Origin of the sequence: Oribacterium sinus (assembly GCF_963553175.1) — a bacterium.
Lineage (GTDB): Bacteria > Bacillota > Clostridia > Lachnospirales > Lachnospiraceae > Oribacterium > Oribacterium sinus_B.
This window is the reverse complement of record NZ_CAUVME010000028.1, coordinates 1-23497: the sequence shown is the minus strand read 5'-3', so window position 1 is coordinate 23497 and position 23497 is coordinate 1. Positions and strand designations below refer to the sequence as shown.

18 protein-coding genes are annotated in these 23497 nt (G+C 40.7%); 1 reads left to right on the top strand and 17 read right to left on the bottom strand.

The window, feature by feature from the left end; all coding sequences use genetic code 11:
• Positions 1–159: 159 nt before the first annotated feature.
• The 7 genes from RYO92_RS08205 to RYO92_RS08175 form a co-directional block, all read right to left on the bottom strand.
• The gene (locus tag RYO92_RS08205; RefSeq protein ID WP_315370069.1) at positions 160–1491 is read right to left on the bottom strand and encodes an ATP-binding protein; all 1332 of its coding nucleotides are present in this window, start codon (positions 1489–1491) and stop codon (positions 160–162) included.
• 204 nt (positions 1492–1695) lie between these two features.
• A complete protein-coding gene (locus RYO92_RS08200) occupies positions 1696–2580 on the bottom strand; it encodes an ORF6N domain-containing protein (RefSeq protein ID WP_315370068.1) in 885 nt (294 codons plus the stop codon).
• Positions 2581–2857: 277 nt separating this feature from the next.
• On the bottom strand, positions 2858–3886 hold the full coding sequence (locus RYO92_RS08195; protein WP_315370067.1) for an ATP-binding protein: 1029 nt from the start codon (positions 3884–3886) through the stop codon (positions 2858–2860).
• Positions 3887–4043: 157 nt separating this feature from the next.
• A complete protein-coding gene (locus RYO92_RS08190) occupies positions 4044–9548 on the bottom strand; it encodes a vWA domain-containing protein (protein ID WP_315370066.1) in 5505 nt (1834 codons plus the stop codon).
• Positions 9549–9930: 382 nt separating this feature from the next.
• Positions 9931–10185 (bottom strand): hypothetical protein, encoded by a 255-nt coding sequence (locus tag RYO92_RS08185; protein WP_315370065.1) that lies wholly within the window; start codon positions 10183–10185, stop codon positions 9931–9933.
• A 33-nt stretch (positions 10186–10218) separates the two neighbouring features.
• Positions 10219–11070 (bottom strand): PD-(D/E)XK nuclease family transposase, encoded by an 852-nt coding sequence (locus RYO92_RS08180; protein WP_315370064.1) that lies wholly within the window; start codon positions 11068–11070, stop codon positions 10219–10221.
• 247 nt (positions 11071–11317) lie between these two features.
• Positions 11318–12607, bottom strand: coding sequence for an ATP-binding protein (locus tag RYO92_RS08175; protein WP_315370063.1), 1290 nt, complete (start codon positions 12605–12607; stop codon positions 11318–11320).
• A gap of 430 nt (positions 12608–13037) precedes the next feature.
• Between RYO92_RS08175 and mgtE the strand changes: the two genes are divergently transcribed.
• Positions 13038–14438, top strand: a complete 1401-nt coding sequence (mgtE, locus tag RYO92_RS08170; RefSeq protein WP_315370062.1) for a magnesium transporter — start codon at positions 13038–13040, stop codon at positions 14436–14438.
• Between the two features lie 380 nt (positions 14439–14818).
• On the opposite strand, the gene aroE is transcribed toward mgtE, so the two are convergent.
• The 10 genes from aroE to ispF form a co-directional block, all read right to left on the bottom strand.
• Entirely contained in the window at positions 14819–15715 is an 897-nt protein-coding gene (gene aroE, locus RYO92_RS08165; protein WP_315370061.1) for a shikimate dehydrogenase, read from the bottom strand.
• Positions 15716–15796: 81 nt separating this feature from the next.
• Positions 15797–16513, bottom strand: a complete 717-nt coding sequence (locus RYO92_RS08160) for a YoaK family protein (RefSeq protein ID WP_315370060.1) — start codon at positions 16511–16513, stop codon at positions 15797–15799.
• A complete protein-coding gene (gene rlmB, locus RYO92_RS08155) occupies positions 16506–17255 on the bottom strand; it encodes a 23S rRNA (guanosine(2251)-2'-O)-methyltransferase RlmB (protein ID WP_314346543.1) in 750 nt (249 codons plus the stop codon). The genes RYO92_RS08160 and rlmB overlap by 8 nt, the downstream gene beginning before the upstream one ends.
• Before the next feature lie 75 nt (positions 17256–17330).
• On the bottom strand, positions 17331–17843 hold the full coding sequence (locus tag RYO92_RS08150; protein ID WP_315370059.1) for a ribonuclease III domain-containing protein: 513 nt from the start codon (positions 17841–17843) through the stop codon (positions 17331–17333).
• Between the two features lie 41 nt (positions 17844–17884).
• Positions 17885–19291, bottom strand: coding sequence for a cysteine--tRNA ligase (cysS, locus tag RYO92_RS08145; protein ID WP_315370058.1), 1407 nt, complete (start codon positions 19289–19291; stop codon positions 17885–17887).
• Between the two features lie 15 nt (positions 19292–19306).
• Positions 19307–19582 (bottom strand): DUF1016 N-terminal domain-containing protein, encoded by a 276-nt coding sequence (locus RYO92_RS11240; protein ID WP_331648695.1) that lies wholly within the window; start codon positions 19580–19582, stop codon positions 19307–19309.
• Positions 19579–20502, bottom strand: coding sequence for a nucleotidyl transferase AbiEii/AbiGii toxin family protein (locus RYO92_RS08135; protein WP_315370057.1), 924 nt, complete (start codon positions 20500–20502; stop codon positions 19579–19581). Before RYO92_RS08135 ends, RYO92_RS11240 begins: the two co-directional genes overlap by 4 nt.
• Positions 20493–21086, bottom strand: a complete 594-nt coding sequence (locus RYO92_RS08130) for a type IV toxin-antitoxin system AbiEi family antitoxin domain-containing protein (protein ID WP_315370056.1) — start codon at positions 21084–21086, stop codon at positions 20493–20495. The genes RYO92_RS08135 and RYO92_RS08130 overlap by 10 nt, the downstream gene beginning before the upstream one ends.
• Positions 21087–21303: 217 nt before the next feature.
• Complete coding sequence (locus RYO92_RS08125; RefSeq protein ID WP_315370055.1) at positions 21304–22803, bottom strand: S1C family serine protease; 1500 nt, start codon at positions 22801–22803, stop codon at positions 21304–21306.
• Between the two features lie 191 nt (positions 22804–22994).
• Entirely contained in the window at positions 22995–23468 is a 474-nt protein-coding gene (gene ispF, locus RYO92_RS08120; protein WP_315370078.1) for a 2-C-methyl-D-erythritol 2,4-cyclodiphosphate synthase, read from the bottom strand.
• Positions 23469–23497: the final 29 nt, after the last annotated feature.

Here is a 23497-nt window from a genome sequence, read left to right as displayed (position 1 = left end):
CACTCTTACAGCATAAAAATCCGCTATGCTGGCAATTTACATGGAATTAAGCCATATGTAAAGCTGAATATTATTACAATATTTTTACCAATTACTGTGTGAGAGCAATGGAGCATTTCATCCAATGCAGCTAAATCTTAGCTCCTGTTGATATCCCCTTTACAGTTCTTCCAGAATAAACGGTAGCATATAAATAGGATAAAGCTTTAGCATCTCCACATTACCGATATCCTTTTGGGACAAAAGAATTTCCTTCGAAATATATTTAGAATACTTTTTTTGAAATTCTATAATCGATTTATGACTGCCTAAACCGGAGGATTTTACCTCTATGGGAATGAATTTCGTTTTTGTACTAAGCAAAAAATCAATCTCATAATAAGTCTTATCTTGTTTCCAAGTATGATAATAAAGACTTTGGTCGGAAGCCGTAATCATCTGCGCTACAGCATTTTCATATAAATATCCTAAATCCGCAGGAAGAGAATCACTCAATAACTTGTTATAAATATTCTCATTCGTCTCTTTGGAAGAATTAAAAATCATGGTGGTAAATAAGCCCGTATCTGCCAAATACAGCTTAAAGGTCTCATTATCTCTAGTTTGAGCTAATGCAATGCTTGGATTAAGGACATTGTAGGAAGCCACTACAGTCTTTGAATCCAATAAATCATGCAGCCGCTCTAAATCTTTATTAATCTTCTTTTTCCCGGTTGCCGCAGAGATGACATAAGTTCTTTTGCCTGTTGCCAGCTGAGTAGGAACCGAGTCATACATTCTTCCGATCAGCCCTGTGCCATCAATTTTGAAAAAATCATCGTTATACAGATTAATGATTTCTCTCTTTACTTCATCAATTTCCCGGAAATTCTTTCCCCCCACATAGGCTTCCACTGCCTGGGGCATTCCTCCCACAGCCATGTAAATCCGAAAATCCCGCATCAGTTTTCTGTTTAAGGAATTCCCCACTGCCTTACCACGCTGGTATAATTCCCTCAAAACAGGATAAGTATCATTTCCGATTGCCCACATGAATTCTTCGTAATCCATCGGATAAATGGGTATCTTTATTTCCTCGGAGGGAAGCACGATATCTTTAACATTTTTCTTGATACTGATTAAGGATCCGGTCTCTATGTAATCGTATCTTCCGTCTGCGACCAGATATTTTATGGCTTGGCGAACCTTGGGCATGAGCTGAATCTCATCAAAGATAATGACCGATTCTCTTTTATACAAGCTTATGCCGGTTGCGGTCTGTAAGCGGAGAAAAAAGATATCCGGATCTGCTATATCCTCAAATACCTCCAAAACATCTTTCCTGACATTGGCAAAATCCACCTTAATGTAGGATTTGTATTCCTGTTTTGCAAATTCCTCGGCAATCGTTGACTTTCCAACTCGTCTTGCTCCTTCTAAAAGGACAGAGTACTTCGGTGCCTTTTTTTCTTTCCAATATTTTAGTTTGTCAAATGCTTTCCTTTTAAACATAGCTTATCTCCACAAATCATGATATTCCCTATCTTCCATGGTTAAATATAGTATACTACCGTTTTCAGAAGATTAAAAGTGTAACAAACTACCGTTTTTAGGAGAATTAAAACGCTATAAACTACCGTTTTTAAGGTATTAGAATTATAATAAACTACCGTTTTTTAGGATATTGGAACTTATAATTATAAATTCGCCATTTCACTACCTCACCTTATTTATAAGATTTTTAATCAAATCTTTATCTTCTATCTTAGTAATTCCAAAACTCTTTTTCCCTGCATCCTTAATTGATGCTCCAATATGATAGACTTCAGTTTTATCTATAATTAAAAATCTATCATGAAAATCTGTAGTAGTTTTAATCAAAAGTTTTGGATATTGAGCATTAAATTTCGTTATATCTTTTGTCGATAAGCTCCCTTTGCCGGCTGTTGCAACAATGATGTCTACACCTTTATCTTTCTTGCACAGAATATTTAAAGTATGTACATCCACATAGTTATCAATTAGGATTATTTCTTTCTTAGCCTTTTGGACAAGCCCTACAATAAAACTGAAAGCATCATATATTTGCCCGTCGAAAAAGATATTTTGTTTTACTTCAGTATTAGTCGCTATATAATTAAATACTTCTTCCAACTTCTGATCTGTTTCTAATTGCTTTAACTCTACTCTATCAAGACGAGCAAACATCTCTTTGTTTGAAAGAAGAAATTTTCTCATCTCCACAAAGCTATTCATAATTTTAATACTCACCTCTACCGCAATGTCACTTTTCAGAACAGCGGAAAGCATTGCAATTCCTTGTTCAGTAAATGCATAAGGATTTGATGAGGAATGTTTCAGCGTTTTGAACCGGTCGCAATTTGCGACCAGTTCATCCTTTTCTTTATCAGAAAGCTTAAAGCAAAATTCTGCTGGGAATCTACCTGAATTTCTTTTTACTTGCTCGTTAAGTCTTTTTGTTTGAACTTGATACAAGCTAGCTAAATCCCTATCTATCATTACTTGTTTCCCTCGAAATGTGTAAATCATATTCTGTATGTCACTATTACCAATTATGACGAGATTTTTATTTTCCGGCATATATACCTCCATCTATTTCCTCTAATCAGTCAAAACTTGCGATAGGTTAATTTTTATTTGAACTTGAGCTTCCATTTAAGAATCTTAAATTTATTGTAGCAGTCAAGAAAAGTAGACACGAAAAATGTTTTTCCTTTTTTTCTTTTTTCAAAAGTGGACACTGGCCACACTTTTAACTATTATGTATTTTCAGAAGTAGACATACAGCATGTTTTTTACTCATCTTACTTTTCAAAAGTAGACACAAAATCCGAAGTACTCAATAGTATTGCTTTCTTCAATTCGGCAAGCGAAAACTCTTCTTCTCACCTCTTCCTTCAATCACAATCAGGCCTTCCTCCTGCATCTCTCGACTCAACAAGTAGGCTCTTGTCTTTCTAATCTGTAGGAGCTCCTGTAGTTCTTTTTCACTCATACTCTTATGTTCCAAAAGATACGAGAGCACGGTTTTTTTCTGTAAAGAGAGCGCTTTATAGCTGCTTTGCTGTTCCATCAGAAGCATCTGTCCCATATCCAAAGGAACGGAAAGATAAGAGCAAGAATTCTTTGCTTTCTTATCCTTCTTGCTCACTTTCGGCTCACTATTTCTATTGGGTAAGATTACTTTAAAAGTGTTAGAAGTAATGATAAACTCCGGTTTTTGATCGCAGTCTTTATATGCTCGATACATCTTTCCAATTCCTGTACCATAGGACTCAATCAACTTTAAACGAAGGCAAAGCTCTGCAAGCTTTTTATTTCTGGGTAAAGAAATCCCATTGCAAATATCCTCTTTACTCAGACCTGCCAGTAAACCGCCGAGAGAAATAAATTCCATATAAGCATCATTTGCATTGATAATAATGCTTCCTCTAAAACTATAATCTCTATGGATCATGGCGTTCAACAAAGCTTCCCGCAAAGCTTCTTCAGGATAGTCTGTTAAATCACTCATTTCTAAGTCTGAAAATCTTCCCGCAGTTCGATTCACCAGCTGTAGATAGGCATAGCCCTCCTCTAATTGTCGGAAAATTGATCCTGAAAATTCCCTTCTATCCTTGAATATACTTTTGTCCTCTCCGTCAAATACGGCAATCTTCAGGGTATGTTGACATTGATCTGAAAGAATCCATGCCAGATTGGTAAATTGCTTATCCTCAGGATTCAGCAGGCCTAAGGAAGTAAACTTTTCTTCTGAAAAAGGAAGTTCCCTTTTCTGAAAGCTCTCTTTCATTGCTGAAAAAGTTAATTCCTGATTCATCGCACGAAGCTCTTCAAAGTCATCTACATCTTTAAAAATCAATCTATTTTCACTTTCATATTCCACGGAATCACCTCCTTTGCTGCCTATTATAATCGCATTTTTACTATTATCCAATCACAAAAATGAATATTCATATTTATGATTAAATTTCAAAAAAGAGAGGAGCCTTTCGACTTCTCCCTTAAATACAATATTTTATTCTGCCGTGAATCACTCTATCTTACTGTAATCTCTTTCTTCTCTTCTGAACAAGCACAAAGCCTGATCCTAAGATTCCTAAAAGAAGAATAAGTCCCGGAATTGCTGTTGCATTTACATCCGTTGGTGGAACAGGATTTTTCTCATTCTTGAAAGAAATTACCTCATCCTGAGCCCGTCCTCCAACATTAGGCTTTTTTGCCAGCTTAGCTTTGTCCGTTAATCTGAAGCCTTGATTATTAGCCCCTCTTAATACCGGTGTGACTGTGGATCTTGTGGTATCAATATAAGGCATATAGCCGTCCGGATTTTCTCCTACTCTGTAAGAGAAGTTCTCCGGAAGAACAAAGGAAAGACTTTGTCCATGTGCCAGTGTAAAGCTTAGATAGCTGTCTTCTTGGCCAAGCAAACCGGTCTTTGCCGGAGTAAATTGCACTTTGCCATTGGTTGTTACATCAAAGAAGTAATCTCTCAATCTCTGATACTCCGTCTGATTAAGACTGGTACCCTTCTTGTTGTAAAGATAAAGTCGGAAAGCAAATTGCTTGCTGTGATCCGCCATCTCTCCACTTACCCGCTTTTCAATCTTAAGAGCCTGTTTGTTCTCTTCCTGATAGTTGTTGGTAAGGGAAACTTCCGTATTCTGCACCTGTCCATTGACTTTTCCAATCTTCATGGTGGTCTTCATTACCTTAACGGCTTTTCCGCCTACAGTAATGTTGGCCTCTGTTGCTCCGCTGTTAATGCTCCAATTTTGGAATAAGTAATTCCTGTTGTTACCACTGTATTCCGCATCCGGAGTATCCATCAGCTCTTCTACATAGTAGATATCTCCCGGCATTAAATTTGGAATTTCAATGGAATATTCCATTGCATTTCCTGTGCCTTGAACTTTCGCATAAGTTTCCAACACCGGACTGGCACTGTTTCTGGAAGCCTCCGTATAGAAGCGATAGCTTCCCAATGCCACCTGCTGTCCTGAAGCAACACCGTTAATCACCTTTTCCTGATAAATCTTAAAGGAAATGTTTTTTGCTGCTGATTGAATGGTCTGGGTATTATTCGGCAAACCGTTAAAACGCTTCTTTAAGACTAAGGTTCCGGGGTGCACCTGTAAAACAGGCATCTGATACACCTTCTCTTTTTCTCCTGCGGCTCTTCCCGGTCTTTTGGACGGTGCATCTGATCCTACCGGAGTCTTCGGAGTATAGTACACCTTTGCTCCGTCATTGGAGAACCATCCCTTTTGTTGAGAAGAAGTATTTAATTCCGCTTCCTTTCCTACATACTTGTCCGGCTTCCATGCATATACATCGGATAAGTCAGTTTTCGCTTGTCCTCTGTTTTCATATCCAATGTCTTCCTTCTGCCCCTTAGCCTGAAGTCCTGTTGCATTCGGATGTGTCCTGTGATTATCCAAATACTTCTGGAACGCCTTTCTACTGGGCTTTACAGTAGCTTTTATTTGGTATCGATAGCCCGGCGCAAGCTCGTAGTTTTTGTCAATATTTCCATGTTCATCAACAAACTCCAATTTGAGCTTTCCGCCTTTAACCGTCTTATCTGTCGGATCCAAGGTTCCCGGAATATAGCTTGCTTTCATAGAATTTAAGCCATTTTTCAAGCCAATACTTTTTAATTCATCCAAATCTGTAATTGGCTCACTATAGGTATAAATATCCCCCGGTACTTCTTCCTCTTCTTCAACTTCCACAACTCTACCGATATTACTAATTGCTCTCTTTACTTTTCTTGTCTTCTTTTCAACTCGTACTACTTCCGGATGAACATTGACAATCTCGCCTATATTCTGGTCAACATTTTCTGACAAGGTATCTTCGATACTGACTCCGCTAATTCCGGTTGATGTCATATATCTTGCAATGTCATCAAAAGCAGACTTTAGGTTTTCCGGATTATTTCCTACAAAATAGGGTTTAGTCTCCGTTCCAATGGGAAGAACTTCCGGATTCGTCAAGCGATCCAAATGGGAATAGCCTCCAGGAGTTCCAACACCTACCGCATAGAAAACATCCATGTTGTCCAGTGTTCGAAGCTCACGAGCTGCTGCTTGCATAGCCGTTTCTTCATAGTCAAAACCGCTGCCCATCTCTTCTCCTTTGTAGAAATATCCAACATAAGGAGTAAGAAGACCGGTCTTGCTATTATGAATCCAGTTCAATGCCCTTCTCATCCCGTTTGCATCTCCCGGAGCATCATTAATCCATGCCGTAGGATCTCCGTCGGTAATGAGAATCACAACATTTTTTGCATCCGTTCTCTCAGATGTTTTTACTGCATCCAATAATTCTTTGGCTTTTCTAAAACCTGCTTGATAATTGGTACTTCCCTTATAGCCTGAAGCTCTATTAGCACCATTGAAATGATATGGCTTAAGATCGGTGATGACATCCAAAATTTCCTGAGCAGTAGGAGTCCATCTATGAGCATCTCTTGCCGGTGGTATAACGTCCGGTGTTTTGGTCTGAGATCCTGCCATCTTCTCTCCGTGCTTTACATAGCCTGAAAAAGTAACCAAACTGTACCGCATATCTAAGCCGGGATTGTCTCTTGTTCTTTTTAGTAAATACTTAATACTATCGGTTGCATAGTCATATCGTCTTCTATGAAGAGGGGCAACCTTTGTAGTTCCACCGATTTCTTCCTCTGCTCCCCAAGTTAACGGATCATCCTTATAGGGTGGATGGGAAGCAATCTTTCCTTGATTATCAATAGGATTAAGTGTCAGGTTCATACTACCGGAAATATCATAAACAAAAAGAAGATTGATTTTTTCCTTCTGTCCTGCTTTAGCATTCTTTCCTTCAACCGTTAAAGTTAAGTCGTATGTTCCATCCTTATTATCATGAATATACTTGTCGTTTTGTACCGTATTTTCCGGTAAACTCCAACCGGATCTTTTGGGACTTCTATTATCCGGCTCATATACCGCATAAATTTCCTGTCCGGGCGCAATATTTCCTTGCTCTACTACTTGTCCACTTGCATTTTTTACACCCCATTCCATTCCTCCCTGGGGCGGAAAATAAATCTGAGAAATCTTATGGGAATAACTAGCCACTCCATTTGTTACATCCTTCTTTGTGAAAAGCCCTTTAAAGGTATATCCCGGAGTGATAAACCTTTCATTGTCTTCACCAAAGGAACCATTTGACTTTATAAACCCTTGCAATGGAATGGTATATTTTATTTCTGCACCTGTTCCGTTTTCCACATTTCGAATAAGGGCACTTCCTGTATCATAGGGATATTTTACAAAAAAAACATCAGGAACTGTAACATCAATGGTTTCATCCGTTGGTTCACCAATGGAGAATGTGAGCTTTCTAGCTCCTAACTGATGATCAACTCCATTTCCATCCTTCCATACGGAAGCATCTAAGGCTGTATTAAAAATAAATCCTCGTACTACATTTCCAAATTGAACACGTCCATCTTTTTGCTCTATTCCTTCAAAAACCTGAGGTTCTCCGTAGCCACGGAGTTGCTTGATAAACGCATAGGGATTTAAGCCTTCATCTCTTCTTTGTTTTACGGAAAGGGGAACTCCGACACTATTTTTTACGGTAACTTTGGTTTCTAAATCCTCTAGATTTGTCAATTCTGCAAGTGTTGTCCAACCATCTGCTACATTTGACCTATAACTATAGTAAGTAATTCTATTTCCATCCTGGTCCATAGGAACAAAATAAATCCATCCAGTTCTGGCATTATTTTCCAGCTGCCAGTTTAGAGCAAAGGTGGAAAAACTATTGACTTGGAATTCCTTTACAAACTTCTCAGGGCGTGCTTCCTCCTTCGCAAATATCTCTCTACTGAGCTCTTCTTCACTCTTGCCGCTTGTAATATACTCTTCTCCAGAAATGAGGGTATTATCTCCGGCCTGCACTACTTCCTCCACACGAAAATCCATGTTTGTCTTTTTGCTTTTCGGAGTTGTATTTTCCCCGGGAAGTAAACCGGAATCATTCGCTGTCTTCCCTGCTACTTCATTGACCTCGGGTTCTTCTTCCACCAGGTGATACACCGCAATGGCTTCGGGCTGAACCTCTTTGGGAATCAAATCACTATCTACAGTGATTCGTACACCCACCGGCTTACTTGGCTCAATCTCCTTATCATCATTTCCTTTTTCTTTAAAATGAATATCTACAAATAAGGAATTGTCATAAATTCCTTTTTCCATCATTCTCTCAACCTGCTTGTCAGTGAGCGACTCCAGCTCTGACGCGGAAGCTTCTTCCGGCTTTTTCATCAGCTTAGCTTCCATCTTTACAGGCACAGGAAATGCATCTTTGTCATAAAATACTTCTACCGTACCAAAGCCTTTAACCTCTTTAAATTGGTTCTTTCTTCCCAATTCATTCAAACTATACTGTACATATCCTGCGGTTCTCACCTTGGATAAGTCTAATCCGCTAAAGGTAAATGCAGTTTCTCCTGCAACTACATTTTCGGAAGTTAAAACGCCTGTTACAGTGCTCTGAGCATTTTCTTCTGATGCAGAAGCCCCGGTTCTCTCTGATGTGGTTCCTGTTGTCTGAGCAGCTACTGTACTAAGCTCAGCATTTTCAGCCTCTGCTTCTGCTCCCACGGGGGCCTGTGCTTTTCCTGCTTCAGGAAGAGCTGTGGTGTTTCCTTCTGAAACAACTGCCTCATCAACATTATCTGTCTTGGGAGCTTCTGCATTTTCCTTCTTAGGGAACTTTGCCTCTCCATCCTTTTCTAAGGAAGACAGAATTTTGCTTCTATCCTGTACAGTCACACTTGGGTAACGGTTATCTTCTACCTGCAACTGGAAGGTCAAAGGCTCTTCTCCGGTATTCTCATAAACGAAAGTAAGAAGCTCAGAGCCGGTCAGTTTGTAATCTTCCTTCTCTAAATCGCTGGCACTAGCCTTTTCACTCTCCGGCAACATATCATCTAAGGATAACGCTTCAGCTAAACTCATTCCCTTTCCAAAATGAATCAATTCAGGGTAAAGTCTCTGAAATTCCTTTCTAAAATCACTTTCTGTATCGAAAAGCAAAAGGCTATCCTTCTTCTTTTTCTGTACTTCTTTTCCCTGCTCATCTCTTCTCTGCTTTTCCACAAAGACATGCACATTTCCATCTAATGAAAAAAGCTCGGATTCCAAGCCGGTTTCGATTTTTTCCAAAGGAATTTCATAAATCTCCGCGTCATCGGAAAAAATCTTTCTATATTGATCCATCAAGGCGGTATTTTTGCTATAGGCTTGAACGGACATAGCATCATAAGGCTTTTCGGTCTGCAAAGTTTCTTCTGCTGCTCGCCGTAAATCCTCACCCTTCAGGCGTATATTCACCTGATTGCCTTCTACAACTATTTTGTTTTCCGGAGAACCTCCCTGTTCTTCCTGTGCATCTGCCGATAGCACGAGTCCATGAGAACCTGTTAAAACAAGGCAAAGTACCATAAGCATGGAAAGCTTGGCTTTCCAATTCTTTAGGCCCTTATTCCTTTCTTTTTTGCGAAGTACTCTCATTGTCATCCCTCTTTTTTCTCTATTCTCTCCGGCTTCACGGGATTTTCCGGAATTTTTTCCAAAAAAATGGGCCGTATTGCCATCAGAGAAAGTACTAAATAAATACCCTTTTCTTTCTCACACTACAATATCGGCCTTTTTGGAAAAATTATAATAGAAAGTTTTTTCGCAAAATGCATTTTTATTTTAATTTTTTATTTTTGGAAAAGCATGCAAAGGAATCCTTTCTTCTTGATTAGTCATTCCTCCACAGTACCTCATTCTTATTAAGTAGAAATTTTTTCAACGAAAGTATTTCGACAAAAAAGAGGGATAGTATTAATTTTTAATAATTTATCCCTCTTTTATCCTTTGCACACTGTTTATCTATAAAAGAAGCAAGTTACAAGCCATACTTTTCTCTTATCTCTTCTAGTACCTCACTTGCAGGCGTAGTCCTTCCGGCAGCAATATCTTCTTCGGAGCGTTCTATTTCCTCATAAATATCTTCTTCATCTTCTATATCTTTTAGTAATTCAGCAAATGAGGAATAGCTTTTTTTATTTGGTGTATTCTTTAGCTGCTCTACTTCGCGCAGAGCCTCAATAGTAATCTCCAAGTTAGTTTTCTTCTCAATGAAAGCTTCTTCCTTCATCATCTCTCTACTCCTTCCCATCATTGCTGGACATATTTATAAGCCAAACTCCAAAAGCAAAGATTGTAGATACTCCTGATCTGTTGAAGATTTCTTAATATCATCAATTCTACCATGTTCTGCCAACAATCCCATTAATTGTATTACCTTTTGTTTAGCAATAAATTCTTCTTCCCTACCTTTTTCTATTCCTTTTTCTATTCCCTCTTTTAGCGCTTTTTTCCTATAATTCTCTAATAAAACATTCATTTCTTTGCCCCCTTTCTCATTTGGCTTTGCATTTTTTAGTAGTGCAACTCTCTTTGATAATATACCCGAATTCATTTGCTCAGTCTCTTTTGCATGAAAATCTTCTGCCAGTTTTCCTAAGGGACTATTATCTACATAGGACGTATTAAAATAAATAATATGAGAATCATCCCAAAACGGCTTTCCGGATTCTTGTATTGTTCTTTCTATATGATAAATCTGAAGTTGCCCATGAAGCACATCATTTGCTGTAATAAATATAACATAGGATTTGGGTAATTGCGAAAAATGATTTCCTTTTTTTAGATAGTGCATATCCATTAGACCGGCATGATAGCGTGCTCGCTTAGGATCAGCTCCTGAACTGCTATTTTGAATTTCGATATTGTAAATATTATTATTCCTATCTTCGCAGAGGCAGTCTAAAACCAAAGAATGTCCATGAAGATTCGATAAATTCTTTTGAAGGCTTTGTCTTTTCAGCTTTAATGTAGAATCGTCCATAATAGTTTGCAGAATATATTCTGTACATTCCTTATCTTGCAAAACCACTTTCATAAATAAATCATCCATGAGCGTAAGAGAGGAAATGATTTTTTGCTTTTCCACAATATCATTTTCAACTTTAGATTTAGGCATGAGTTCCCTCCTTGTAGTGAAAAGAAATAATAGATTAAGAGAATACTATGTATAGAAACATGAACTTTATCCTAGTATACGACTTTCATTCAAAATCACCTATACTCCACATTCGGATAATATCCGTAAATGGAGTAGGTTTTTTGACATGGAACAGAAGCCAATAAATGGCGTAGCTATACCATTTATTGGCTTCTTAGTCTTAATCTAATGTTATGAATGAAATTATAGAGCAACAGAAAAAATCTTAAATCACCGTCTTATCCAAGAGGAAATCAATCAGATTGATATGTAAAACTCCATAATCATCATACCAACGTTTTCCGATATCTCTTCGTACCAAAATTTTGGGAAAGGAATCGCCGGTAAGCGAAAACGGTCTAAGCTCTATCTCCGTCTTTTCTTCTGTGGGCATAGCGTAAGCGGATTGAATATAGCTTCTCTTGCCGCCGGAATTTACCACAAAGTCAATCTCTCGAGCCGTCCGAACGGAATTTCCTTTTTCATTCTTTTCTCTGGCATATACTACTCCCACACCCACGGAAAACTGCCTTACCATCAATTCGTTATACAGAATATTTTCCATGATATGAGTCATCTCCTGTTGCCGAAAACCGATTCTGGCATTTCGAAGTCCGATGTCCTCACAGTAATATTTATTTGGTGAGTCAAAGTAGGCTTTTCCCTTCACATCATAGCGTTTGCTTTCCGAGAAGAGAAAGGCATCTTCCAAATGTCCGATATACGCTCGAATGGTGTTCGAGGAGACGGAAATGCCTTGCTTGGATTGCAAGGTATTGGCCAGCTTTGCCGGATTCGTTAGAGAACCGATGGAAGAACAGAGCAGACCCAAAATTTGCTCCAGAATATCCTGTCTTTCGATTTTCTTTCGCTCCACGATATCCTTGATATACACCTCTGAAAAGAGAGATTTTAGGTACTGCATCTTTGCACCCTCATTGGGTCTGGATAAGATTAAGGGCATTCCCCCATAAAAAGCATAGTCGTCAAAGGCTTCATTTTTATCCCCTCCTACTGCAGAATAGTACTCCGAAAAGCTTAAGGGATGGACTCGAATTTCATCACTTCTCCCTCGAAACTCCGTAAGAATATCACTGGATAGCATCTTGGAATTGCTTCCCGTAACATACACATCCAGATTCGGAATGGAGCGTAAATCATTTAAGGCATCATAAAAACTAATCTTCTTCCCCTCGGGGTTGTAAGGATTCGGGACTTCATCAGACATCTGTATTTCATCAATAAAAAGATAATGTTCTTCTCTTGTTCCGGAAAGCTTCTCTCTTATATAGGAACTTAAATGAAGTGGATCTCTAAATTGAACATCTTTTGCCAAGTCCAGCTCAATACTGATAATCTGCTCTTCCTTCACCTGATGATTCAACAAATAATCTTTATATAGCTTCTTCAGCAAATAGGACTTTCCACAACGTCTAATTCCGGTAATCACTTTAACCAGACCGTCAAAGCGGTAGGATATAAGCTGTTTTAAATAGCTATCTCTTTGGATTTCCATAAGCTCTCTCCTTATTTGAATTTTATTGCCTCAAAAGGCTTTTATATTCAATATAATAACTTCTATTCGACTCTTATACAAGATACTTTCTGCCAAGCTGCTAGGAATATTCTACCGACTTCTCCGGAACATATCTTGCTTTCCTCCCTATATAGAACTTCTTTCTTTTTCTTCCTGAAAGCCATTGCCCCGCCCTCTCTTCCGTGTTACACTTACACAGGCTTATGCGAGTTTTTACTTGCAAAAATTCAAGAGAAAGGAAGGAAAATGCAAATGAAAAGCGGCGACGACACGGATCCTAGTACTTATGATATTTCCATGGGGCAGGGATTTGTGAATTTCTATCAATCCTTCCTTCTGATCGGATAAATCGTGAAAATATCATAAGTTCTTTTCCCTGTGTCCATAGTTTTTTTGGGAAGGAGCTTACATGAACGAAGAAGAGAGAGTTTTACAGGATTATCAGCAGGAAATTCTGGATATTTTGCGGGGTTCGGATGATCCCGCAGTAAAGAAAGAGCGTTTGGAAGACTACCATGCCAATGATATGGCCTCCTGTCTTCCGGAGCTGACAAAAGAAGAACGGGAAGTTTTCTATTCCTTATTGGATATGGAAAGCCTTGCGGAAATGATGGAGTACGCAGAGGATGCGGATCAGTATCTGGAGGAAATGGAGCCTCAAAAGGCTGCTGACATTCTGGCAAAGATGGAACCGGATGATGCGGTAGACTTATTGAAGGAAACTGAGCCGGAGATTAAAAAGGCTTGGCTCTCTCGCATGCCTTTAGAGAATAGAAAAGAATTACAGTCCTTGGCATCCTATAGTGAGGACTTAATCGGTTCTCGTATGACCACCAATTTCGTGTCTTTGGAAAGCAATTTGAACATTCGGGAAGCTATGCGTTCCTTGATTGAGCAGGCTGCGGAGCATGACAATATTTCCACCCTCTATGTGGTGGATGAAAATGAATCCTATTACGGTGCCGTAGATTTAAAGGATATCATTATTGCCAGAAAGGATACGAAGCTCGAAGACATTACTGAAACCGCCTACCCCTTTGTTTATGCGGATGAGCGGATTGAGGATTGCCTGGAAAATATCAAGGCTTACTCCGAAAACTCTATTCCCGTACTGGGAGAGGACAAGGAAATTCTCGGTGTCATCACTGCCCAGGATATCTTGGAGGTTTCCGATGACGAGATGGCGGAAGACTACGCCAAGTTGGGAGGTCTTTCTGCAGAAGAGGATTTAAATGAACCTGTTGTGGATAGTGTGAAGAAACGTCTTCCCTGGTTGATTATGCTTCTGTTCCTGGGACTTTTGGTTTCCACCGTTGTGGGACTTTTCGAAACTGTGGTGGCGCAGCTCACCATCGTCATGGCCTTCCAATCCCTGATTTTGGATATGGCGGGAAATGTAGGAACTCAATCACTTGCGGTAACCATCCGTGTCTTAATGGATGAGCAATTAAAGGCCGGAGACAAGCTGAAACTACTTGTAAAGGAAATGAGTATCGGCGGCATTAACGGATTGGTCTTGGGATTTTTCTCATTAGTGGGAATCGGGGCTTATATCTATTTCTTTAAGCATATGCCCCTCCATGTCTCCATCGGAATTGCCTTCTGCATCGGCATTTCCCTGTTACTGGCTATGGTCATCTCCTCCTTTGTGGGAACCATCGTCCCCATCTTCTTTAAGAAGATCGGCGTAGACCCGGCAGCAGCCTCCGGCCCATTGATTACTACCATCAATGACCTGGTGGGAGTGGTAAGCTATTACGGACTGACATGGCTATTAATTTTGGAAATCATGCAGATTAAGGTTGCATAATAAGACAGCAATAAGCAAGTCTTATCAGACAAAATATACTATATTAAGCTGTCCGGCCTATAGTTTAAAAGGTCTATAGCTTAAAAGGCTTTTAGCACAAAACCTGTTGACGAAAACCGCTCTATGCCCTTATGAATCAAGGGCATAGAGCGGTTTAATGTTTTTACAGATGGAGAAGGGTAGAATGTAAAACAAAAAAATCTGTGTGCGTATACGCAATATAGGTCTGTAATACGGGGTAATCTGAGCCCGTGGGTACTTGCAAAAAACGAAGGAACTGAAGTTTTTTGCTTAGTATCCCTTACGAGGCGAAGTTAGCGGGAGCGTGCCCCGTGTTCAGACCTATACTGTGGATACGCAAAAAACTTTATGTGTTATCTCTATCCTTCTCTTTCTTTGACCTTTGATTCCAAAAGGGCATAGACCTCCCCTTCCGGAAAGTCTTTTCCGGTCCATAGCCGGAAGGACTCCGCCCCTTGATAAAAGAGCATGGGCAAGCCGTTCATATAAGCTAATCCCTGTTCTTTTGCCTGCTGTAAAAGCTTCGTTTCCAAGGGATGGTAAATGCAATCTGCTACAAAAAGCCCCTTATGTAGCCAGCGACTATCCTCTACCAGAGAACGCTTCTCTTTCATACCTACGGAGCTGGCATTCACCAGGATATCACTGCTTCCACAGGCTTCTTCCAAGTCCTTTTCCAGACTTTTTAAGGGAATCCTTCTTCCGGACTCCTTTTCACAACGTTCTATAAAGTCCTCATACTTTCCCTTGCTTTCTTCTCGCACCAGCACTTCTATTTCCGAGAGCTCCGTGCCGATGCCATAGCTAAGGATGGCCTTTCCGGCACCGCCCAGCCCCAATAGGCTTAGCTTCTTTCCTTTTAAAGCAAGTCTCTTTGCTTCCAAGCCCCGGAAGAAGCCTTTGCCGTCGGTACTATGTCCCTCAATTTCTCCATTTTCCCGGAAAACCAAGGTATTTACCGAATGGGCAAGTCTTGCTTCCTTGGAAATACTGTCACAAAGGGGAATCACCGCTTCCTTTAAGGGCATGGTGAGATTACAGCCCTGTAGCTTCATTTTCCGGAAAACAGGTAATGCGCCCGGCAGATCCTCCTTTTGTAAATCAAAGGCCAGGTAACGGGCATTGATTCCCAGCAAGCGGAAGGCTTCGTTATGCATGGCAGGAGAAAGGCTATGCTCCACCGGGCTGCCCAAAAGACCGAAAAGCCCGGTTCTTCCGTCAATTTCCCAACAATTTTCTTCTCTACAAGCACTCATTAGCTCCTACTTTCTCCTTCTTCCTCTTGTTTTATCTTCTTTGTTCTATCTTTATCCTCTTCGTTCGACCTTTATCTTCTTTTATCTTCCTTGTTCTTCCTTTAGCTTTTTTGCTCTCTCTTCATAGCTTTTATTTTCCAAATGCAGTTTAGCCCAGAGGAAGAGATGCAATATCGTCATTCCGAAAATGCAGTAAAGCCCGAAAACCTTTGACAAAAGCACCGCAGACAAAACCCCGGAAGCAAAGGCAAGAATCATCGTGCCGTGTCTCTTCGCAAGACGTGCGGATTCTTCATTTTTGAAAAATACAGCCTGCGTAAGATGGCTTCCCATTTGTCGGATATGATTGGTACAGAAGGTGGTGGCCATAGGAATTCCTTCCGCTTTCCGGAAGATGTTGAACTGCATGGCACAAATAAAGCTTAAACTTAATTGGCAAAACTGATCCGGCCAGCTTGCGGGCATCAGCCCCACAAGGAAGCAAACCAGCGATTCAAAGAGGAGAATCTTCTCTTCAAAATCTCTCTTCTTCAGATTCTTATGTTTTTGCCCGATATACTCCGATAAAATCACACCTACCATATAGGCGGTAAAGGGAGCCAGAGAATAGAGGGCTCTCCCCCATTTTCCCTTTCCCAAAGACAGCATCATGATGACAAGATTTGCCGTCTGGGCATTGGCAAATACCTGCCCTCGTAGGCTATAAGTGTATCCACCATAAAAGCCCCCCGAAAAGATCAGGAGGGCAAAAAACCAAAGCTTTTCATGTATTTTCCAGGATGCCTTTACTTTATCCATTTTGTAACAGCCTCTGTCTTACAATTTCATAGGCCAAAACGCCGCAGGCTACGGAAGCATTTAGGGAATCCAGTTCTCCCTTCATGGGAATGGAGGCCTGCATATCACAGGATTCCTTTACCAAACGGGAAACGCCTTCTCCTTCATTTCCCAGTACCAAGCCGATGGGACCGGTAAGGTTCAGCTTATACATACTTTCTCCCCGCATGTCTCCGCAGACAAACCACATACCTTCCTTCTTCAGCTCCTCCATGGTCTGCACCAGATTGGTCACCTTGCAAACCTTGGTATAATTCAAGGCTCCGGCACTGGTTCTGGCAACGGTTGCGGTTAAGCCCACCGCTCTTCTCTTCGGAATGATTACTCCATGGGCTCCTGCAAGATTTGCAGTACGAATCATCGCTCCCAGGTTGTGAGGATCTTCGATTCCGTCTAAAAGGAAGAAAAAGGGCGCTTCTCCCTTGTCCTTCGCCACCTGTAATAAATCCTCCAAGGGTGCATATTCATAGGCGGAAAGATAGGCAATAACCCCCTGATGCATCTCCCCTGAGGACATCTCGTCCAAACGGGATTTCTTCACAAAGTCAATCACCAGATCCTGCTTCTTCGCCTCTCGAAGAATACTTAAAATAGGGCCGTCCTTTAAACCGTCCTGAATAAACAGACGGTCAATGGTCTTTCCGGCACGAAAGGCTTCCAGTACCGGATTTCTGCCGATTAGGGTATATCCCTCTTCTCTCATTCTCTTCCTCTTTCCTACTTCTATGCTTCAGCACCTTCTAAGTGCCTTTCTATATAGCTTTCTTTATAGCTTTACTTATTCCTTGGCTTCATCCTCTGCCAATAAATGCTCCAAGCCCTTCTCCACCAAACTTATCAATCTGGAAATCTTTCCGGCATAATAAAGATAGCCTAAAAATGCTTCAAATCCGGTGGCTCTCCGATAATCCATAATGCTGGAGTTTTTGGAGTGGCTTTGGGACTTATGGTTTCTGGCTCTTCGATAAACGGAAAGCTCCTCTTCCGTTAAAAGCTTTTCTTCTATTAAATAGCCCATCAAATCCGACTGAGCCTTGGCACAAACCAACTTGGTCTTTCTGCTGTTTACCCGATTCAGATTGACCTGATATCTTCTGCAAAGGTAATCTCGCACCCGAAAATCATAGATGGAGTCTCCAACATATGCTAAAGCTAATGGGGACAAGTCCGGAGCTTCACCGTTAATAACTTGTTGCTCGATGGATAATGTATTCTGCAAAAGTTCCGCTGTCATAGCACATTCGGTTTGTATTCTTGAAGAGCCTAGCTCCTTAACACTTCGACTCTCCATTTCGCTCTCCTGAAAGCTTAGATTCTCTAAACTTTCTGCCATTAAATCTTCTGCCATTCCACACCGTTTCTTGTATCCTTCAACTGAATACCCATAGCCAAAAGCTCGTCACGAATCTGATCCGCTTTGGCAAAATCCTTGTTCTTTCTGGCATCCTGTCTTTGCTGAATCAAAGCTTCCACCTTGGCACCAAGCTCTTCTTCCTTCTTCTCGGTCCGAATGCCAAGAACCGCCATCAAGGTTTCCAGCCTCTGCAACAAAGCCTCCCCGTAGGCCTTTGAGGAATGCTCCTCTACAGTGGCATTGGCAAGACGTACCAGCTCAAAAATCTGTGTAATCGCATCCGCTGTATTTAAGTCGTCTTCCATCTTCTCGGAAAAGATAGCTTCATAGCCTTCTGCGGTTTTCACATTTTCCTCTTCTTCCTTGGAAAATGCCTTCTCTTCCAAACGAGGGATGAGGTCCTGCAAACGCCAAATCGCGGTAAGAATTCTTCCCAAAGAAGTCTTGGCAGCTTCCATTAAGTCCTTGGAGAAATTCAGCGGACTACGATAATGGGCGGAAAGCATATAGAAACGAAGCACCATGGGGTCAAACTGGGATGTAACATCTCTTACGGTAAAGAAATTTCCCAGAGACTTGGACATCTTCTTATTGTCAATGTTGATAAAAGCATTGTGCATCCAATAACGGGCAAATTGCTCGCCGTGAGCCGCCTCGTACTGGGCAATTTCATTTTCATGATGAGGGAAAACAAGATCCTCACCGCCGGCATGGATATCTAACGCGCCTCCGCAATATTTCGGCGCCATTACGCAGCATTCGGTATGCCAGCCCGGACGTCCTTCACTCCATGGAGAATTCCAGTAAGGCTCTCCCATCTTCTTAGGTTTCCAAAGCACGAAGTCCGTGGGGCTTTTCTTCTCCTCTTCTCCGGAGACCTTCAACTCACGAAGACCGGAACGTAAATCTTCCATATTCTTATGAGACAACTTTCCATAGGAAGGGAAGGCAGTGGTGTCATAGTACACCGTACCCTCCACCGGATAAGCAAAGCCCTTCTTTACCAGCACATCGATGAGATTCACCATTCCCTGAATTTCTTCCGTGGCCTTGGGATGGGCGGTAGCCTCCATAATATTCAGATCCGACATGTCCTTTTCCACTTCGGAAATATAGCGCTCGGTGATGGAAGAGCAATCTGTGCCTTCGTCCATGGCAGTCTTAATAATCTTATCGTCCACATCCGTATAGTTGGAGACATAGCAAACCTTATAGCCCTTATATTCCATAAAACGGCGGAAAGTATCGAACACAATCATAGGACGGGCATTTCCGATATGAATTAAATTATAAACCGTGGGGCCGCAGACATACATCCGAATCTTCCCCTCTTCAATGGGGACAAACTCTTCTTTTTGCTTCGACATGGTATTATAAATTTTCATAGCTTTGCTTCCTTTCTACGAAGACAATCTTCTCTCAACCTTCTCACCTATGAGGGCATATACGATTTTAGTGTATAGTCTTTCCCACAGTTCGTCAAGAAATGCAGGGAAATAATTGACCTTTTTGTTGTAGGGAAATAATTGACCTTTTTGTTCTCTTACAGACCAATTAGCATTCTCTGTTTCTTTCTCATAAAAGCTACGCTTGTCATTATCTTCTATAGATAAAAGTTCTAAATAATGTGACCAAGTTAATTTTCCAGACAGCGTCCGGAAAATTGGATATGTCAAATATCATCTTTGGACTTCACTTCTACCCAAGCTTGATGTTCACAATCCCAGTTCTTTGTATAAAGCGTATTTTCCAATATACATTGATAGATTGGCTCCAAATAATAAATCAACCGTTGAATTACTTCTTCAAAGCTTAGATTTATTTTTCTAGCAGGCTCAAAAGCTCTCCACTGTTTTAGCAGAAAGGCATTATCTTTAAAAGTAGAAATATCGTCAAACGCGTCTTGAGTCAATTCTCTTTCTCTCTGAATTAATGTCTTACTTATAGCTTCAGTAAGTATCTTCCCCTGAAAATCAAATATGCCGGATAAATAGTAAATATCATAAAAGTCTTTCATCCGACTTGTTCCGGACATTCTCTGCAGTATTGCATCAAATTTTTCTGCAATGGTACTTTCTAAGGAATATGTATAAACTAGCGGAGACTCAAACTCCGGTAGTCTGGTCACTATATGTCTTTGTATTGGATTTGGAATTATAATGTCATCAATTCCTATATCTATCGAAAAAGGAATGCGAACTCGTTCAATTTTCCCTATAAAATTCGTCCTTATTCCCGGATATTTTTTCTCCACCGAAATTGGTTCTGTACCTATAACATCTAAAATAATATAACTATTACCTGTAACAACATTACAAATATCTCTCATACTTTGTTCTATATTTGTCAAGCTTCCGTGAAGATTCCGTAGTAAAAAATCAATATCTCTTGTTGGTCTGGAATCAAACTCTGTTAATGTATAGATAAACATTCCGCCTTTTAGAATAAGATGATTAACATAGGTAGAACGTGACAGCTTTCTCAAAAATTCTTCTTGTGCAAAAAGTTGAAGAATCAATTGAAATGGAATCTTCTCTTGTTTTGACTGGTTCTTAAGTCTTGTCAGAATAGAAGCCGCCATATTTTTCACAGCCATATCCCCAGCACCTCCTTAATCTTTTTCTCAACTCGTAGAAGTTTCGCATATTTCATTAACCTTGCTTCATTTTTTTTGGATTCTGCAACATACCGATGAATAGCTGTATTGAAAATTTCTGCATCCAACTTATTACGGTGAAACAATACGTCGCAAATTGTTCGCTCTCTATCATATATTTGCATAATTGTTCCATCTATCTCTACTTCAGCTATTCCAAGATTATAGCGATTCGTTCTAATAAAATGTGGTTTAACTATGGGATAATCTATATAAAATCTTGTTCGACTGCTCTTACTGTCCACCGCCAAATGCCATGCAGAAGGCGTTTTATCTGTATATCCATAGTAGTCTAATGCCGATTCCATACACAGGACTCCATCGGGAAATAACGCTTTTAAAATAGGAATCTCTGAAAAGCTGCTTTCTTGTATGTACTGATAATAGCCTCTTCTAATTTGCTCTATCTTATCTTGCTCCAAAAGATTTTGAATTCTTTTGTAATAAATTCCTGCTTCTCTAAGTTCCGAAGTCTTCATTACTCCACCATATTGTCCGAATAATTCTTTCAATTCCTCGCTCATTGATATATCCTCATATTGTTTTTTTGTACAATTTATTATGTACAGTTGTATAGTTTAGTAATTAAAGTATATCTCTCTAAATAGGAAAGTCAAGAAAAAAGGGGCTGTAAAAATCAAAATAGATTTTTACAGTCCCTTTACAATTAATTTCTAACTGTCCTTCGATATGTAATTTTCTTCCGATTATCCGGAAAGCTTATCCCTTATCTACTAAACTTTATCTCTTGTACTCGTTAAAGAAATCCTGGAACTGCTTATAAAAATCCTCTTCTTCCTTGGATCTTCTCTGATTTCCCTTGGATTTTCCTTCTTGCTCCTTGGATGGTGCGGAGCTTTCCCCATTGTCCCCGGAATTTCCTTCCGGTGCATTGCCCTGCGGAGCCTCTCCCTGAGAATTACCGCCTTGCTGTTGCTCTCCGGATGATGCTGAACCGTTAGATGTTCCGTAATCTGTTGCGTTGGCTTTTCCAAGGGTAACGTGTACCTGCACTTCGTTGTACTTACCGCTGCCATCCTGGCGCATTACGGTTAAAGTAACATCTTCTCCTATACGGTACTTTGACAGAAGAGACTTCAAATCTGCGGTAGTGGCAATGCCCTGTCCGTCCAGCTTGGTAATAATATCTCTTTCCTGGAGCTCACTGTTCTGTGCTCCGGTGTCCTCTAGGATCTTAAAGATATATACGCCCTTAGGCATTGCAAAGCTTTCTGCGGTCTGGGCATCAATATTCTTCACCTGTACCCCCAGCACTCCCTGCTCTTCCTTTGGAACATCCTCCCTGGTGGCCAGAGTGGAAAGGGATTTCAAAATGCTTTCCGCCTTGGAGGATGGGATGGAATAGCCCATACCCTCTACATCCGTATCGGAGTACTTGGCCACATTGATACCGATTAATTCTCCCTGCATATTCAGAAGGGCTCCGCCGGAATTACCGGGGTTGATAGCCGCATCCGTCTGTAATAATCCTTCTGCGGTTCCGTCTTCCGTCTCCACGTCTCTATCCTTTGCAGAAATGATTCCCTTGGTTACGGATTGACCATAGCCTAAAGCATTTCCGATGGCTACTACCTGGTCTCCCACCTCCATAGCATCGGAGGAACCGATTTCAATCACTTTAATCTTGTCTCTGGTTTCCTGAGATAAGTCTGAAAGCTTCACGGAAACAAGAGCTAAATCCACCGTGGCATCGGTACCCTTCACCTGAGCCTTGGCGGTACTGTCGTCAATGAAGCTTACGGTTAAGGAATTGGAGTCCTGAATCACGTGATTATTGGTGGCAATCAAAAGTTCCGTTTCATTTTTTCCAACGATGACACCGGAACCGCTGGCAGGATACTCGGTTTCTCTCTGGATATCGCCGAAGATGGAAAAACCGTTTTCCTGATAACGCATCATATTGGTAATAGCTACAACGGAAGGCATAGCCTCCTTAGCCACCTGACTGACAGAGCCGGAATCCGCCTGCACCACCGTCTTTTCCTTCTCTACATCGGAAGCGCTGGTCTTTTTCTCCTGCTTTTCTTTCTGCTTTTCTTCCTTGGATTCCTGAGTACTGTCTTGCTTCGAATTCGTCTCATTATCCTGAGAAAGCTCTCCTTCCGCTAGAATATGATAAATCCCATTGGATTGAGCAAGGTAATTGATGCCCACCATACAAGTTCCGGCAATCACTCCGAAAAGCAAAGCCGAAAAGACTATCCCAATAAAACGTTTCATCTCTTCTCCCCCTTAAAACATTTTCCCGTTAAAAATATTGCAGAAAAACACTGTCTTCCGCCTACTGAAACATTATCTTATATAAAAAATATCTCTTTATTTTAAAGAGATATTGTGTTCAATTTGTGACAATGCATAAAACTTCCGAAGAACTTTTCTTTTCCGAGAATTCCCTTCATTTTACCATGGTTTTATCGGTTTTCCAAAAGGACAATGGCCTTCGCCGCAATCCCCTCGCCCCTTCCGGTAAAGCCCAGGCCTTCCTCCGTTGTGGCTTTCACGGAAATCTGTCCTCTTTCACAATGAAGCGCCTTGGCGATGCATTCTTCCATCTCCGGAATATAATTCTTGATTTTCGGTCTTTCCAGTAGGATACAAATGTCTGCATTTCCCAGAGTATAGCCCTTCTCCTGTACCAAAGCATAGGCCTTTTCCAAAAGCAGGACGGAAGAAATTCCCTTATAGCGTTCCTCCGTATCCGGAAAATGTCTTCCGATATCTCCAAGAGCTGCTGCCCCCAGGATGGCATCGGTTAAAGCATGCAGCACCACATCCGCGTCGGAATGTCCCAAAAGTCCCTTTTCATAAGGAATCTTTACCCCGGCAAGAATCAAGTCTCTTCCTTCCACCAGCCTATGTACGTCATAACCCAGCCCAACTCTCATTTTCCCTTTCCTTTCCCTAAGACCTTTTC

Bases quoted from the DNA above. Each gene is read 5' to 3' on its own strand.
- RYO92_RS08205 (WP_315370069.1), bottom strand. From the start codon at position 1,491: ATGTTTAAAAGGAAAGCATTTGACAAACTAAAATATTGGAAAGAAAAA.
- RYO92_RS08200 (WP_315370068.1), bottom strand. From the start codon at position 2,580: ATGCCGGAAAATAAAAATCTCGTCATAATTGGTAATAGTGACATACAG.
- RYO92_RS08190 (WP_315370066.1), bottom strand. From the start codon at position 9,548: ATGAGAGTACTTCGCAAAAAAGAAAGGAATAAGGGCCTAAAGAATTGG.
- RYO92_RS08185 (WP_315370065.1), bottom strand. From the start codon at position 10,185: ATGATGAAGGAAGAAGCTTTCATTGAGAAGAAAACTAACTTGGAGATT.
- RYO92_RS08180 (WP_315370064.1), bottom strand. From the start codon at position 11,070: ATGCCTAAATCTAAAGTTGAAAATGATATTGTGGAAAAGCAAAAAATC.
- RYO92_RS08175 (WP_315370063.1), bottom strand. From the start codon at position 12,607: ATGGAAATCCAAAGAGATAGCTATTTAAAACAGCTTATATCCTACCGC.
- mgtE (WP_315370062.1), top strand. From the start codon at position 13,038: ATGAACGAAGAAGAGAGAGTTTTACAGGATTATCAGCAGGAAATTCTG.
- aroE (WP_315370061.1), bottom strand. From the start codon at position 15,715: ATGAGTGCTTGTAGAGAAGAAAATTGTTGGGAAATTGACGGAAGAACC.
- RYO92_RS08160 (WP_315370060.1), bottom strand. From the start codon at position 16,513: ATGGATAAAGTAAAGGCATCCTGGAAAATACATGAAAAGCTTTGGTTT.
- rlmB (WP_314346543.1), bottom strand. From the start codon at position 17,255: ATGAGAGAAGAGGGATATACCCTAATCGGCAGAAATCCGGTACTGGAA.
- RYO92_RS08150 (WP_315370059.1), bottom strand. From the start codon at position 17,843: ATGGAGAGTCGAAGTGTTAAGGAGCTAGGCTCTTCAAGAATACAAACC.
- cysS (WP_315370058.1), bottom strand. From the start codon at position 19,291: ATGAAAATTTATAATACCATGTCGAAGCAAAAAGAAGAGTTTGTCCCC.
- RYO92_RS08135 (WP_315370057.1), bottom strand. From the start codon at position 20,502: ATGGCTGTGAAAAATATGGCGGCTTCTATTCTGACAAGACTTAAGAAC.
- RYO92_RS08130 (WP_315370056.1), bottom strand. From the start codon at position 21,086: ATGAGCGAGGAATTGAAAGAATTATTCGGACAATATGGTGGAGTAATG.
- RYO92_RS08125 (WP_315370055.1), bottom strand. From the start codon at position 22,803: ATGAAACGTTTTATTGGGATAGTCTTTTCGGCTTTGCTTTTCGGAGTG.
- ispF (WP_315370078.1), bottom strand. From the start codon at position 23,468: ATGAGAGTTGGGCTGGGTTATGACGTACATAGGCTGGTGGAAGGAAGA.